At 53.2% G+C, this 12,627-nt stretch carries 15 protein-coding genes; 9 read left to right on the top strand and 6 right to left on the bottom strand.

What is annotated here, in order from left to right:
- Positions 1–333: 333 nt before the first annotated feature.
- From PAT9B_RS26175 to PAT9B_RS26155, 5 genes are all read left to right on the top strand, one after another.
- Positions 334–807: a helix-turn-helix domain-containing protein gene (locus PAT9B_RS26175; protein WP_013512297.1), complete on the top strand. Its 474-nt coding sequence runs from the start codon at positions 334–336 to the stop codon at positions 805–807.
- A gap of 71 nt (positions 808–878) precedes the next feature.
- The gene (locus PAT9B_RS26170) at positions 879–1,415 is read left to right on the top strand and encodes a hypothetical protein (RefSeq protein ID WP_049792255.1); all 537 of its coding nucleotides are present in this window, start codon (positions 879–881) and stop codon (positions 1,413–1,415) included.
- A 159-nt stretch (positions 1,416–1,574) separates the two neighbouring features.
- Positions 1,575–3,056 carry a TolC family protein gene (locus PAT9B_RS26165; RefSeq protein WP_013512295.1) on the top strand — a complete coding sequence of 494 codons (1,482 nt, stop codon included), beginning with the start codon at positions 1,575–1,577 and terminating at the stop codon, positions 3,054–3,056.
- The gene (locus PAT9B_RS26160) at positions 3,053–4,171 is read left to right on the top strand and encodes an HlyD family secretion protein (protein ID WP_013512294.1); all 1,119 of its coding nucleotides are present in this window, start codon (positions 3,053–3,055) and stop codon (positions 4,169–4,171) included. Before PAT9B_RS26165 ends, PAT9B_RS26160 begins: the two co-directional genes overlap by 4 nt.
- Entirely contained in the window at positions 4,164–5,741 is a 1,578-nt protein-coding gene (locus PAT9B_RS26155) for a DHA2 family efflux MFS transporter permease subunit (protein ID WP_013512293.1), read from the top strand. Before PAT9B_RS26160 ends, PAT9B_RS26155 begins: the two co-directional genes overlap by 8 nt.
- Here the strand turns inward: PAT9B_RS26155 and PAT9B_RS26150 are convergent.
- The 4 genes from PAT9B_RS26150 to PAT9B_RS26140 all read right to left on the bottom strand — a co-directional run bounded on the left by PAT9B_RS26150 (position 5,738) and on the right by PAT9B_RS26140 (position 8,089).
- A complete protein-coding gene (locus PAT9B_RS26150) occupies positions 5,738–6,493 on the bottom strand; it encodes a helix-turn-helix transcriptional regulator (RefSeq protein WP_013512292.1) in 756 nt (251 codons plus the stop codon). The two genes, PAT9B_RS26155 and PAT9B_RS26150, sit on opposite strands and share 4 nt — an antisense overlap.
- On the bottom strand, positions 6,490–6,699 hold the full coding sequence (locus PAT9B_RS30815; RefSeq protein WP_071883948.1) for a DUF3224 domain-containing protein: 210 nt from the start codon (positions 6,697–6,699) through the stop codon (positions 6,490–6,492). The genes PAT9B_RS26150 and PAT9B_RS30815 overlap by 4 nt, the downstream gene beginning before the upstream one ends.
- Complete coding sequence (locus tag PAT9B_RS26145) at positions 6,681–7,211, bottom strand: cysteine hydrolase family protein (protein ID WP_013512291.1); 531 nt, start codon at positions 7,209–7,211, stop codon at positions 6,681–6,683. The genes PAT9B_RS30815 and PAT9B_RS26145 overlap by 19 nt, the downstream gene beginning before the upstream one ends.
- A gap of 269 nt (positions 7,212–7,480) precedes the next feature.
- Complete coding sequence (locus tag PAT9B_RS26140) at positions 7,481–8,089, bottom strand: TetR/AcrR family transcriptional regulator (protein ID WP_013512289.1); 609 nt, start codon at positions 8,087–8,089, stop codon at positions 7,481–7,483.
- A gap of 194 nt (positions 8,090–8,283) precedes the next feature.
- Here PAT9B_RS26140 and PAT9B_RS26135 point away from each other — a divergent pair, with 194 nt between their 5' ends.
- The 3 genes from PAT9B_RS26135 to PAT9B_RS26125 are packed head-to-tail and all read left to right on the top strand — an operon-like array spanning position 8,284 to position 10,707.
- Positions 8,284–9,495 (top strand): MFS transporter, encoded by a 1,212-nt coding sequence (locus PAT9B_RS26135; protein ID WP_013512288.1) that lies wholly within the window; start codon positions 8,284–8,286, stop codon positions 9,493–9,495.
- A 32-nt stretch (positions 9,496–9,527) separates the two neighbouring features.
- Positions 9,528–9,833, top strand: a complete 306-nt coding sequence (locus tag PAT9B_RS26130) for an EthD domain-containing protein (protein ID WP_013512287.1) — start codon at positions 9,528–9,530, stop codon at positions 9,831–9,833.
- A 19-nt stretch (positions 9,834–9,852) separates the two neighbouring features.
- On the top strand, positions 9,853–10,707 hold the full coding sequence (locus tag PAT9B_RS26125) for an NAD(P)-dependent oxidoreductase (protein ID WP_013512286.1): 855 nt from the start codon (positions 9,853–9,855) through the stop codon (positions 10,705–10,707).
- 44 nt (positions 10,708–10,751) lie between these two features.
- Here PAT9B_RS26125 and PAT9B_RS26120 read toward each other — a convergent pair whose 3' ends face one another.
- Positions 10,752–10,964 (bottom strand): helix-turn-helix domain-containing protein, encoded by a 213-nt coding sequence (locus PAT9B_RS26120; protein ID WP_013512285.1) that lies wholly within the window; start codon positions 10,962–10,964, stop codon positions 10,752–10,754.
- A gap of 139 nt (positions 10,965–11,103) precedes the next feature.
- Here PAT9B_RS26120 and PAT9B_RS26115 point away from each other — a divergent pair, with 139 nt between their 5' ends.
- Positions 11,104–11,601, top strand: coding sequence for an Lrp/AsnC family transcriptional regulator (locus tag PAT9B_RS26115; protein ID WP_013512284.1), 498 nt, complete (start codon positions 11,104–11,106; stop codon positions 11,599–11,601).
- A gap of 8 nt (positions 11,602–11,609) precedes the next feature.
- Here the strand turns inward: PAT9B_RS26115 and PAT9B_RS26110 are convergent, their stop codons facing one another.
- Entirely contained in the window at positions 11,610–12,521 is a 912-nt protein-coding gene (locus PAT9B_RS26110) for a DMT family transporter (protein ID WP_049792254.1), read from the bottom strand.
- Positions 12,522–12,627: the final 106 nt, after the last annotated feature.

The following is a 12,627-nucleotide window of genomic DNA, read 5'->3' as shown; positions in this document are numbered from 1 at the left end:
AATCGGGGGTGTTGTTAACCCTATCATTTCTGCCCTCACTTCGACAGAACATCGTCGGCAACGAACCAATATCGACGACCATGCAATACTGACCATTCACCACTCCACAAACAAAATTCTCCGCAACACCATCCTGTGTAAGATTACAATAATGTTCAGGTCACTAAGGGACGAAATGCAAACATCTTAGCTTTTAGACTTCTGATGCTGGCTACAGGCTGAAAATGGATGCTGTCACCTCACTGTCGCCCTATTGTCGGGTTGAGATCGTGTTGCTGGCTGCGGGTGCAGCGCACACTTTCCACAGACAACCTACCACTACGGAGAATAAGAATGAGCAACGGCAATAAATTCAGGGAATATCGTCTGGCACGGGCATGGTCACAAGAGCAGTTGGCCGAAATGGCGGGACTCAGCACCCGTACCGTTCAGAGAATTGAAAATGGTGATCGCCCGGGCCTGGAAACACTGAGTGCGCTGGCCTCGGTATTTGGCGTTAGTGTTTCCGAACTGACCGGCTCAGATAAAAATATTGATGAGGCGCTTGATCGCCGCATTACTGATGCTCATAACAAAGTGGCCAGTGAGGGACGGTTTTACCGTTCAGTTATCACAGCGGTCGTCGTCTGCCTGCTGTTGTTTATATTCAACCTGCTGAAGTCCCCTGATTATCTGTGGTCTGTTTGGGTAGCTGTAATTTGGGGAGCACTGCTTATTGTCCGTGGCATGCGCACGTTTGTGCTACATAAATTGACCAGTAGATGGCAACGGAAGCGTTTGCAGAAATTGCTGCGGCGTCAAGAATAAATCTCATCGTTTTAAGATTTTATCCGCTCATATAACGGATAATGTTGTAATATCTGAAAATATTAAGTTTCATGACCATGGAAGGTATTAGAGAAATGGGAAAAGCTTCCTATCCGAAATTATTTGCCATCACCCTGGCGGCTCTGGCGTGCATCTTCATCTTTTTCTTTTGGCGATATGAGATTGAACCGGAAACCTTCCTGAACTCATCGACTATCAGATTCATGATCGTATTCAGTTTGTTATTCGCTGTGGTCTTGTCTTTTGCACTGATCAAATGGGGAAAAGGCCCGAAACTGCATACCCTCAAAGATTATTTGAAACTGTATGCCGGAATGATACTTGTACTTGCCATGTTCTGTTACGTGCTGCTCACAACACTCACGTGGTTACTACCAGGACAGCTCAGCACTTACTCTTCCCTTTATGAGTATTCGTCCAGCGGGCGTCATAGCTGTTCAGGTGCCAGCTTATATGATCCTGATTTAGATACAAAAATAAAAGTGTGTCATCCCAATGGTAATCTGTTTGGTGATAAAACCATTTTGATAACTAAGCGTACCAACCAATTAGGCATGGTAGTAACTCATGCAGTAACAATACCCTGAGAAGTCTGGCTACTGAATGAGGATCATCGATAGCCATTTGGCCTGGAGGCTGTCGAGAAGGCAGAATGTCCATTCTGCGACAATGATAGTCCTATCCGCGACATAAAGACATGCAGCGATTTAGTAACCTGGACGCATTCTCATTAAAGAGTTTGTCCAATGAACAAGTACGCTGGATTGTGTGTTGTCTTTTTCCCCCTGTTATTAGCAGGATGCACCGCAGGGCCAGAACAGCCCCCCATCACTACCTTACCCGTGAAACTCGACGGGCAGAGCGCAAACTTCCCTGATAAGTGGTGGGCGCTCTATCAAGATGCAGATCTGAATCACGCGGTTGAACAGGCGCTGACGAATAATCGCGATCTGCGCATGGCTGCTGCAAATCTCCAGGCGGCAAAAGCGGTGGTGGATGAAACGGATGCGGCGCGTCTACCCACGACCTCCCTGAATACGCAGGCCGGATACGGCAGTACGGCCAATGACCAGTTAGAAGCCGCCCTGAATCAATCCGACCATATCCGCACCGGTTCACGTTATGGCATCGGCATCGATGTGCAATGGGAAATTGATGTCTTTGGCCGTCTCCGATCCCTGAGCCATGCAGCCAACGCCGATGCGCTGGCGGTGATGGCTGAGGAGGAGGGCACGCGCGTGCTGGTAGCTGCCGAAACCACGCGCGCCTGGCTCAGTGCCTGTAGTTACGCCCAACAAATCGGCATCGCACAGCGCTCTTTGCAGCTGGCAACGCAGGGGCAGCAACTCGCCAGCCAGTTATATCAGTCCGGCGCGGGTGTTGAACTGGATGTGATTCGTGCGCAGAGCCAGGTTGATCTGGCGGCAACTCAGCTTCCCCCCTTACAGGCTGCGCGCCGCAATGCTCTTGCCGAGCTGGCCGTACTCATGGGACAGCTGCCTGACAACCCACCCCAGGCGGCAATGCGATGTCAGTCACCGCCTGCGCTGGCAAGCATTGCGATTCCCCATAGTGAGGGAATGACATTATTAAGCCGCCGTCCTGATGTGCTGCAAACACAGCAAGCGCTGATTGCAGCCACGGCCCGCATCGGCGTCGCGACTGCCGAACTCTACCCGCAAATATCGATTGGCGGCAGCGTATTCAGCTCTGCTCATCAGCCTGCTGGGTGGGATAAAAGCGGAGCGACCGTATGGAGTCTCGGCCCGCTTATCTCGTGGTCATTCCCGAATATGAGTGAGCAACGTGCACGTCTTGCCCAGGCAAATGCCCATGAGCTGGCAGCTCTGGCGCATTTCGATGCCACAATTCTTGGTGCGCTGAAAGACGTGCAGCAAGGTATGACGAATTATCACGCGGCATTGCAGCAGCATGCCGCGTTACAACGGGCGGCGGCGGACAGCCAACAGGCATTAAAACTCGCATCCATTGCCAGGAAAGAGGGGGCGGCAACCGCCCTGGAACTTCTGGATGCCCAACGCACTGACATCGCTATTCAACATCAGTTAGCCAGCACCGACACGCAACTGATCAATACACAGATCGCGCTGTTCAAATCCCTTGGCGGCGGCTGGCAGCAGGCGCCATCCGTCCCCTTACCCGCGCCTCAGCGTAGCCCTGTTCTGTCCCATCTCTCCCTTGTCGATAACCGAGAAATAAAACAATGACCAAGAATCCACAGGTTGCTGAGAAGCAAACCTTTACTCGTCGCTATGCAAAACCACGTCCCCGTACCCTGATGATCATGATATTTCTTCTGATCATTGCGCTGACGTGGGGAATTTACTGGTGGACCACTGCCCGCTGGATGACGGATACCGATGATGCCTATGTGCGGGCCGATATTGTGACGCTTGCGCCACGTGTCAGTGGTTATCTCTCGGCCGTCGAGGTACAGGACAATCAGCGTGTCAGCGCAGGACAGGTGCTGGCCCGTATTGACGACAATGAATATCAGGCGCGCGTCAGTCAGGCAGATGCGGTGGTGAAATCAGCAGAGGCGCAAAAACGGCTGCGGCAGGCGCAAATTTTTAATCTCGATGCACGTCAGGTACAGCAGAAAAACCGCGTTGATGAGGCGATGGCCACCGTCCATGCAGCGCTGGCCGAATCCGCCCGTGCCGTGCTGGAGGCACAGCGTCAGCAGCGCCTCGTCAGTCAGCATGTCAGCAGTGAGCAACAGCTGGAATCTGCAAACGCGCAGATGACAAAAATGGTTGCCTCTGTTACGCAGGCACAGGCTGCATTAGCCATCACCCGACAGCAGAACGCGGTGCTGGCGAGTGAACGGCAAGCGGCCGTCGCTGAGCAGGACAATGCTGATGCCGCGTTGCGCCAGGCACAAGCGCAGCGGGAACTGGCGCGGATTGATTTAGCCAGTACCGCGATCACCAGTCCGATCACGGGCACTGTTGGGCAGCGCGCTATCAGAGCCGGGCAATATGTTGAAACGGGTGCACCGTTACTCGCGGTGGTTCCTGACAATGTCTATGTGATTGCCAACTTCAAGGAAACCCAGCTGGATCACATGCACATTGGTCAGCCTGCGGAAATCCGCGTCGATGCCTATGGTGGCCGGCATTTTCGTGGAACGGTGGATAGCTTTGCACCCGCCTCAGGTGCACAGTTCGCGTTGTTGCCGCCAGATAACGCCACGGGGAACTTCACCAAAATTGTCCAGCGTATGCCGGTGAAGATTCGGTTAACGGCAGGACAGAACGCACAAGATGAGATCCGTCCCGGAATGTCCGTTGTGGTGACCGTGGATACCCATCATGACTAAGCAACTGGCCACCGAACCCACATCCTCCATTTCGCTGCGTACCTGGGTAGCGGTGCTGGGCAGCGTCGTGGGCTGCTTTATGGCGGGGATGAATGTGCATGTGACCAATGCTTCACTGCCGGATATACGTGGCTCGCTGGGCGCGTCATTTGAAGAGGGATCATGGATCACCACGGCTTATCTGGTAGCGGAAATCATCATCATTCCTGTCACCGGCTGGCTGGTGTCAATTTTTTCGATGCGCAGAGTCCTGATGACCGGGACCACGGGCTTTGTGATCTTTTCGGTCCTCTGTTCAATGGCACCGAATATCCAGACCATGATCGTTGCCCGTGCGTTACAGGGAGCATTCGGCGGCGTGCTGATCCCGCTCTCATTTCAACTTATCGTCAGTGAGCTACCTGCCAGAAAACATGCGCTGGGCATGGCCCTGTTTGCCGTTGCCAACAACGTTGCTCAGGCTGCCGGGCCGTCACTGGGCGGCTGGCTGACGGATGTCTACTCCTGGCGGTGGATTTTCTATTTGCAGGTGCCGCCGGGTCTGTTGTTGCTGGCAGCGATTGGCTGGTCGGTTAAACCCCAGCCACTGATGCTGGAGAGATTACGCCAGGGAGACTGGTGGGGCATAATCACCATGGCACTGGGGTTGTCCTCACTGCAGATCATGCTGGAGGAGGGCGAGCGTAACGACTGGTTTTCTTCTGCTTATATCATCAACTGTACGCTGCTGGCGGTGATCGGCTTGGTGGGGTTTGTCTGTGTTGAGCTCAGGAGCAAAACACCTTTTATCAACCTGCGCCTGCTGGGACGTTACAACTTTGGCATCGCCAGCCTGATGCAGTTCTGCTTCGGTGCCGTGGTATTTGGCGTGGTCTTTTTAGTGCCGAATTACTTTGCTGAGGTGCAGGGATATAACGCCAGCCAGATCGGCATCATGATGATCCCCTATGGCATCATTCAGTTCATTATGTCTTTCGCCACACCGCATTTGATGCGCTGGACCAGTGCACGAACCATCATCATCGTCGGGTTTCTGATTACGGCGCTGGGATGTCTGATGAACATCCACCTGAATCCTGATGCGGCAGCGAATGTGATTGTGCCCTCGCTGGTGGTACGCGGCATCGGCCAGTCGCTGGTCGTCGTCGCTTTAGGGGTGATGGCGATTCAGGGACTGGAAAAAGAGCAGGTGGGGTCTGCCTCGGGTCTGTTTTCGATGGTAAGAAACGTTGGCGGCGCGGTAGGCATCGCGCTGTCGAGTCAGATAGTGGTGGAACGTGCCCGGTTGCATGCGGCCAGAATTGGTGACGCTGTCACGCAATTCTCAGCGAGCACCGAGGAAAATAGGGTCGCGATGGTGAATCGGCTCTCTCACCAGCACATCAGCTACCTCACGGCGCTTCATGGCGATGGTTTAAGCCATTTACGTTTGCAGGTGATGGCACTGATCAACCAGCAGATACAGCGGGATGCGTTGCTAATGGCGTACAGCGATGCGTTTTATCTGGCGGGCATCGCCATGTTGCTCTGCGTCATTACCGGGCTGGTACTGCGCAAGAGCAGCGATTAAGCATAAAAAGCCGACGGCGGCATACCAAATTGACGTTTGAATGCCGCCGCAAATGCACTCTGGCTCTCATAGCCGTGCTGCAATGCTACCTGTAAGACCGGTTGGCCCTGTGCCAGCGATTCCAGCGAGAGAAGCAGCCTGGCCTGCTGCCGCCAGCGGCCAAACGTCACGCCAGTTTGTTTATGGAACTGGCGATGGAAGGTTTTGACCGTCATCGACAGCAGATCAGCCCAGTCTTCAGCCGTTCTGGCATCAGAGGGTTCCGCCGCCAACAACTGACAGACGCGCAGAATGCGGGAGTCCTGTGGCCAGGGAAGGTTGAAGGGTAAAACCGGTAATGTGCACAGTTCATCAAGGATAAACCGCATCAGACGCGCATCACGGCTATCTGGCAGGTAATCCCCCTCGACTCTGGTTGCCGCCAGAATCAACTCTCGCAATAACGGCGACACTTCAATCACGCAGTCTTCGTCGGGCAGTCCCGGTATCGCATCGGGCTGCACAAAAATACTGCGCATCCTGGCTGCACCGCGCATACGCACCGTGTGGCTGATACCGGCTTTTAACCAAACGCCTCTGCTGGGCGGGACGACCCAGCGACCTGCGTTGGTCTCGATGACCAGAACCCCTTCAATCGCATAAAGAAGCTGAGCGAGATCATGACTGTGCGCAGGAATAACATGACCATTGATGAAGTCTGCCGAAACTGCCGTTACCGGCATCGCACCATGTTCAGGAAAAAAATGACTCATTTTTGACTCAGTGTTAGGCCATCCGGTAAGTCAGCGTGTTGACTGCCTTCCCGGCGTAGCTGTAAATAGCCACGTAATTGTGCCAGCTCCCCGCTACCTGAGCCAGGCACAATAGTGATGGACAATGATTGCTCCGCAATGCGCCAGCGCACGATTCTGTTACCGCAACCCGAGCGACAAACGCCGTTCAGGGACAGAACACCCATTCCTCAGTGGTAACCAGGCTGACAAACGGGCCTGCCAGCGTTTGGTTATGATGTCGCACAATGTTATCCGCTGTCAGAGCCGGACTATCCATCGTGGTATGGGCATCAGAAACGAGCACCACGTTAAATCCGGCATCGAAAGCCGCGCGACAGGTAGTATCCACACAAAACTCGGTTTTCATCCCGGCAATGACCAGTTGATCAATATCGCTCTGCTTAAGCTGCTGGAGCAGTTCCGTATCCCGGAAGCAGTTAGGGTATTTTTTGATAAATACGCTGTCCTGTTCAACATTGACGTCAAGTTCAGGTATCAGTTGCGTCAGAGGGCTCAGCTCACTAAAGGGGGATCCAGCCGGGCCGGTGTGACGCGCAAAAAACAGCGGAGTGCCTGACGCTCTGGCATTTTTAATCAGGAGTCTGATATTGGCTAAAACTGCACTGGCAGCATAGGGAATCTGTGGGCCATGAAACAAACCCTGCTGCATATCAATAATCAGTAATGCATTTTTCATGAAGTGTCTCCATTCAAACCGGCAATGAACGGAGCTTTTGAACCCCGTCCAGAGCGGCGGGGCTTGAGATTCTGTCTGCTTAGGTTTTTGCCACAGAAACACTCACGCCGCCGCAGGTTGCGGTGGTCGTGGTGAATGTGGTGGTGGTGACCATAATCAGATGCATCGTCTCACTCTTGGGGGCAGATACTCATCACGAACTTAGCATAGCGCTAAGAATAAAGTATACGATTTTCCTGGCCATGCGCCGTGATCACGCCTGCCTGAACTTATTGATTGCCATCCCAAATCTGCATCATCTGCGTGATAGCGCTGTTCAGCTCATCAATACTGACGCCATCTCGTGCCTGAATTGAAATCCCAAACAGAAAGGTACTGAACATCGCTGTCAGCGCGTCAACATTCGCGTGTTGAGACAGCTCTCCGCTCGCAACACCTCGCGCAATCGTCGCGGCAACCCCTGCCCGAGTACGGTCACGCGAGCGTGCTAACGGCGCGGCGACCGCCGCATTCTCAGCGGAAGGCGCGCTCATCACACCCAGTCCCACCATACAGCCCGTTGGGTGTCCTGCGTCGCACTGCATCTTCGCGGAACAGCGCAGAGTCGTTTCAAGCGCATCACGCGGGGACAGACTGGTATCCCACAAGAATTCCGTCACCTGACCATAGCTGGAGATATAGCGCTGTACGCACTCGCGGAACAACGCTTCTTTTGAGCCAAAGGCCGCATAGAAACTGGGTGCTGAGATGCCGTTATTGATCCCTGCCTTTAGTTGGGCGAGTGAGGTTGATTCATAGCCATGCTGCCAGAAAAGAAACATGGCATCTTCGATTGCCTTATCCCTGTCAAAGGTTCTTGGTCGGCCCATAGTCGCCATCTCTCTCTCCTGTCAGATGCAAACAATGACTAACATACTAATCGATACATATGTCGTTGACAAAGAATTCCTCCCTGACTAATGTATCGATCGATACACAATAGCAAACTCCGCATCTGATCCCGCTGTCACGTGGGCAGATGTTCACATATAAATATGTACCGATTGGTATAAAAAAGAGCGTTGAAGGATATATGGAGAAACAGATCACCTTTACAAATTCGGATGAAAACGCGTCAACGCAGAAGCTGCCGATTTCCGCGCTGTTGGCACTGGCGATGACCGGTTTCATCTGCATCATCACGGAAACCTTACCTGCCGGGCTGCTACCGCAAATCGCGTCAGGCCTGAGTATTTCTGCTTCCATGGCAGGTCAGACGGTAACCGCCTATGCACTTGGCTCGTTGCTGGCTGCGATACCGCTGACCATCGCGACACAGAGCTGGCGGCGCAGAAACGTGTTGTTGCTGGCGATTGCCGGCTTTTTTATCTTCAACTCGATTACCGCGCTGTCCACAAGCTACTGGCTCACATTGTTGGCGCGATGCTTTGCTGGCGTGGCGGCAGGGCTGTCGTGGAGTCTGTTGGCCGGTTATGCGCGCCGTATGGTCGCCATCCAGCAGCAAGGCAAAGCTATGGCGATTGCTATGGTTGGTACGCCAATAGCACTTTCGCTGGGTCTGCCCGTAGGGACATGGCTGGGAGGGATAATTGGCTGGCGAAGTGCCTTTGGCGGCATCTCCGTCCTGACTCTTGTCCTGGTGTTATGGGTGCTGGTCAGCGTACCCGATTATCCGGGGCAGTCACGCCATGAACGTCTGCCACTGCTGCGGGTGTTGACCACTCAAGGGGTCCGTCCGGTGTTGAGCGTGGTTATCGCCTGGATGCTGGCGCACAACATTCTGTATACCTACATCACCCCTTTCCTTGATTTGGCCGGTCTGTCTGCGCAGGTAGATCTCATTCTGCTGGTTTTTGGACTCGCTGCATTGCTGGCGATTGCCGTGACCGGACGCCTGGTGGATCGCCATCTGCGAACCTGCGTGTTAGCCAGCCTTGCCATCTTCGCACTGGTCTCTGCGGCCTTCATGGCCTTTGCCAGCGTTCCCGCCGTGATTTATGTCGGTGTGGCGATATGGGGATTCACCTTTGGTGGGGCCGCAACCCTGCTGCAAACAGCGCTGGCGGATACCGCAGGCGAGGGGGCAGATATCGCGCTGTCGATGAATGTGGTGGCGTGGAATGGCGCGATTGCGCTCGGCGGTATTGTCGGCGGGATTCTGTTGAAAGACTGGGGAGCACAGGCGTTCCCGCCGGTACTGATCCTGCTGCTGGTCATCGCCATGCTTGTCACATGGCGGGCTGATAAACAGGGTTTCAAACCCGGTGTCCGCCCTGGGCATTAATCATTTTTAGCGACTTTCACCAGGAGAAAACCATGAAAACAGTAACCCTCTACGTGACATATCAGGGGACTCCGCAGTCTCGTTTTGACCGGGAATATTACAACAGCCAACATCTCCCGCTGGTGATGGCGTCATTTGCCCGTTATGGCCTGCTCAGCGTCTCGGCCTTTTACCCGGCGCTGCAACAGCCTGGCACCCTTGCCATTTGTGAATGCATTTTCCGTGATGAAACCGCTATCGAGGCTTCTTTTTCTTCTCCGGAAGCCACGGCGGTGATGGCAGATGTCGGGCTGTTTACCGATATCACACCGGTGCGCCTACGCGCTGGCCTCATCTGATCAATCAGGGGACAACATTATGAATATTGGCATTATTGGACTTGGCGCGATGGGCAGTGCCATCGCAGGTAATTTAGTGACTGCCGGACACCGTGTATCTGCCTGGAGCCGTTCTGGTCGCGTGATTGAGGGCGTCACTACAGTCGATACGCCTGAACAGGCCCTGTCAGGTGATGTCGCGATAACCTTGCTTTCTGACGATGCAGCAATCCAGGAGGTCATCATTGCGGGCGATCTCCTTTCCAGGGCAAACCCAAATCTGGTCCATGTCATTTCCTCCACCATTTCAGTCAGCTTTTCGCATCAGCTGACCGCACTCCACCAGGGTGCAGGTATCGCTTATGTCGCGGCTCCGGTGCTGGGGCGGCCCGATGTGGCCGCCCGTGGTGAACTGAACGTGCTGGCTGCGGGTCTGCCAGAAGCGTTGCGCAGCGTGCAGCCGGTACTGGCAGCCATCAGCAAACGGGTGTGGCAGATGGGAGATAAACCCAGTGCCGCTCATGCGGCGAAAATAGCCTGCAACATGATGATCACCATGGCGATTGAAGCCATGGCGGAAGCCGTGGTGCTGACGGAAGCTAATGGATTGGACCGTACACAATTCTTTGATCTCATACTCAATACGCTGTTTGGCGGCCGCAGCTATCAGGTCTATGCAGAAAAAATCATTGATGAGGTGTATGAACCGGGGTTCAAAGCCAGCCTGGGCCTTAAAGACTTGCGGCTTGCCAGAGTGGCGGCCGCCGCGTTGAAGGCCGACTTGCCCATGCTGGCCGCTGTGTACGGGCAAATGGCCCGTGCTGTTGATGCGGAGGGTGGCGGCAAGGATTGGTCGGTAATTGCGGATTATACCATTCGATCAGCGCCTTATTGATGATTCTCGCGCAGCGACATAGCGCTAGTGCGCCGGTTCCTGCTTCAAGACAGATTCAGGAAGTCCTTTAACGTGAGCCGGAATCCGGCAGAGATTTTTTCGATGGTAGCCAGCGTCGGGCTGGATTCTCCCCGCTCGATCTGACCCAACATCGATTTACTCACCCCGGTCATTCTCTCTGTTTCACTCAAACTCCAGCCCTGCGCTTTGCGCAATTGACGCAAGCGTTCAGAGATATAGATATCAATCGAAGCCATTTTCACCTTCATCAATACTGGAGTTGATTTTTTTATATTCCAATGAAAGGATGCAAACAAGTCATTCTCGTAGCCATTGAAAAATATAAGAACAGGCTATGATAAAAATAAGATATTCATATTATACAAGGTGGAGATCATGGAGCAGAAGAAAAGTCCAGACATCACAGGTGGTGATAAAACACTCGATCGCTTTGACATGGCAATACTCCGAATTTTACAACGCGACAGTTCTATTGCGAATGTGGCTCTGGCTGAAAAAATCAACCTCAGCCCTCCCGCGTGCCTGCGCCGTGTCGAACGGTTAAAAAAGCTCGGTTTTATTAAAAACACTGTAGCTTTGCTCAACCCAGAAACATTAAATGCGGGGCTGGTGGTGATGATTGGCATTGTCCTCGATCGTTCCACCCCTGAATCATTTAAAGACTTCGAAGGCGAGGCCGGTAAAATACGCGGCTGTATGGAATGCCATATGGTCAGTGGTGAGTTCGATTATATTATGTTAATCCGCACCGCAGATAACCAGAGTTTTAATAAACTCCACGCGGAGCAGTTATTATTCCTGCCTGGAGTACGACAGATCCGTTCTTTTATTGGTTTGCGCGAGGTGTTCTCCACCACGCAAATTCCCTTATAAAATGATCATCACGCTTTTTTCCGCGTCAGTAACGCAATACCCAGCGCAATCAACAGCGCACCCGCCACCAGCGGCAAGGTCAACTGTTCATGCAACGCAGGGACCGATACCAGCAGGCCGGTAATCGGCACCAGTAGCATCATTGAAGAAAGGGTGACGCCAGATAGCCATGCACTGGCCGCATTGACCGCGCAAAAGCAGAAAGCGGTGGCGACCGGCCCGACAAACAAGGTTATGGCTAACAGTTCGCGCGAGTTATCGCCGCTCCAGCGCCCCTCAAACACCCACGCCAGCGGCAGTAGCACCAGGGTTGCGAGCAACATTTGCCACGGGGCCAGCTCAAAAGCATTAAGCCTGGAGCCGGTACGGCGCAGATGCAGAATGCAGATCGCCCAGCAAAGTGAGGCCAGCAGCAACAATCCGTTCGCGATAATCTGCCCGTGATCGCGCCAGTCGATGGCAATCGGGTCAAATAATACCACGATGCCAATAATGCCAATTAACGCACCGGACAATTGGAACGACGATAATTTTTCTTTAAAGAGTATCACCGATGCGGGCACCACCCATAACGGCGTCGTATATGCCAGTACTGCGGATTTCCCTGCGGGCAGGTAATTCATCGCAATACATCCCAGAGCAGTAAAAGCCATCATCTGCAACAGGCCAACGCTGAATATGACCGGCAACTCTCGGCGACCCGGAATACGTATTCTCCCGGTCGATAACTGTAATAAAAAAAGCACTAGCGCGCTGGTGGAGAAACGTAGCGTAGAAAACCACAAAGGTGTGATATGCGAAAGTCCCGCTTTCATCATTGGCCAGTTGCAACCCCATAAAACAATCGCAATAACTAATAAAATAATGCCTTTTAGCATTCCTTGTCTGGCGCTGCTCGCATATTGGTAATTTTCACTCATGTGATCATTCATTATTGATATGAGGGATGAATGATCAAAGAAATAGCATTGTTAGCCTTATGCGTTCAACGGTGGCTTCAGGGGGCATGCGCCGAAGTGATGGCAT

The sequence above is a fragment of the Pantoea sp. At-9b genome (assembly GCF_000175935.2).
Lineage (GTDB): Bacteria > Pseudomonadota > Gammaproteobacteria > Enterobacterales > Enterobacteriaceae > Pantoea.
Note: the sequence above shows the minus strand (reverse complement) of the source record. Positions and strands in the feature narration are given on the sequence as shown.

Bases quoted from the DNA above. Each gene is read 5' to 3' on its own strand.
- PAT9B_RS26175 (WP_013512297.1), top strand. From the start codon at position 334: ATGAGCAACGGCAATAAATTCAGGGAATATCGTCTGGCACGGGCATGG.
- PAT9B_RS26170 (WP_049792255.1), top strand. From the start codon at position 879: ATGACCATGGAAGGTATTAGAGAAATGGGAAAAGCTTCCTATCCGAAA.
- PAT9B_RS26165 (WP_013512295.1), top strand. From the start codon at position 1,575: ATGAACAAGTACGCTGGATTGTGTGTTGTCTTTTTCCCCCTGTTATTA.
- PAT9B_RS26160 (WP_013512294.1), top strand. From the start codon at position 3,053: ATGACCAAGAATCCACAGGTTGCTGAGAAGCAAACCTTTACTCGTCGC.
- PAT9B_RS26155 (WP_013512293.1), top strand. From the start codon at position 4,164: ATGACTAAGCAACTGGCCACCGAACCCACATCCTCCATTTCGCTGCGT.
- PAT9B_RS26150 (WP_013512292.1), bottom strand. From the start codon at position 6,493: ATGAGTCATTTTTTTCCTGAACATGGTGCGATGCCGGTAACGGCAGTT.
- PAT9B_RS30815 (WP_071883948.1), bottom strand. From the start codon at position 6,699: ATGGGTGTTCTGTCCCTGAACGGCGTTTGTCGCTCGGGTTGCGGTAAC.
- PAT9B_RS26145 (WP_013512291.1), bottom strand. From the start codon at position 7,211: ATGAAAAATGCATTACTGATTATTGATATGCAGCAGGGTTTGTTTCAT.
- PAT9B_RS26140 (WP_013512289.1), bottom strand. From the start codon at position 8,089: ATGGCGACTATGGGCCGACCAAGAACCTTTGACAGGGATAAGGCAATC.
- PAT9B_RS26135 (WP_013512288.1), top strand. From the start codon at position 8,284: ATGGAGAAACAGATCACCTTTACAAATTCGGATGAAAACGCGTCAACG.
- PAT9B_RS26130 (WP_013512287.1), top strand. From the start codon at position 9,528: ATGAAAACAGTAACCCTCTACGTGACATATCAGGGGACTCCGCAGTCT.
- PAT9B_RS26125 (WP_013512286.1), top strand. From the start codon at position 9,853: ATGAATATTGGCATTATTGGACTTGGCGCGATGGGCAGTGCCATCGCA.
- PAT9B_RS26120 (WP_013512285.1), bottom strand. From the start codon at position 10,964: ATGGCTTCGATTGATATCTATATCTCTGAACGCTTGCGTCAATTGCGC.
- PAT9B_RS26115 (WP_013512284.1), top strand. From the start codon at position 11,104: ATGGAGCAGAAGAAAAGTCCAGACATCACAGGTGGTGATAAAACACTC.
- PAT9B_RS26110 (WP_049792254.1), bottom strand. From the start codon at position 12,521: ATGAGTGAAAATTACCAATATGCGAGCAGCGCCAGACAAGGAATGCTA.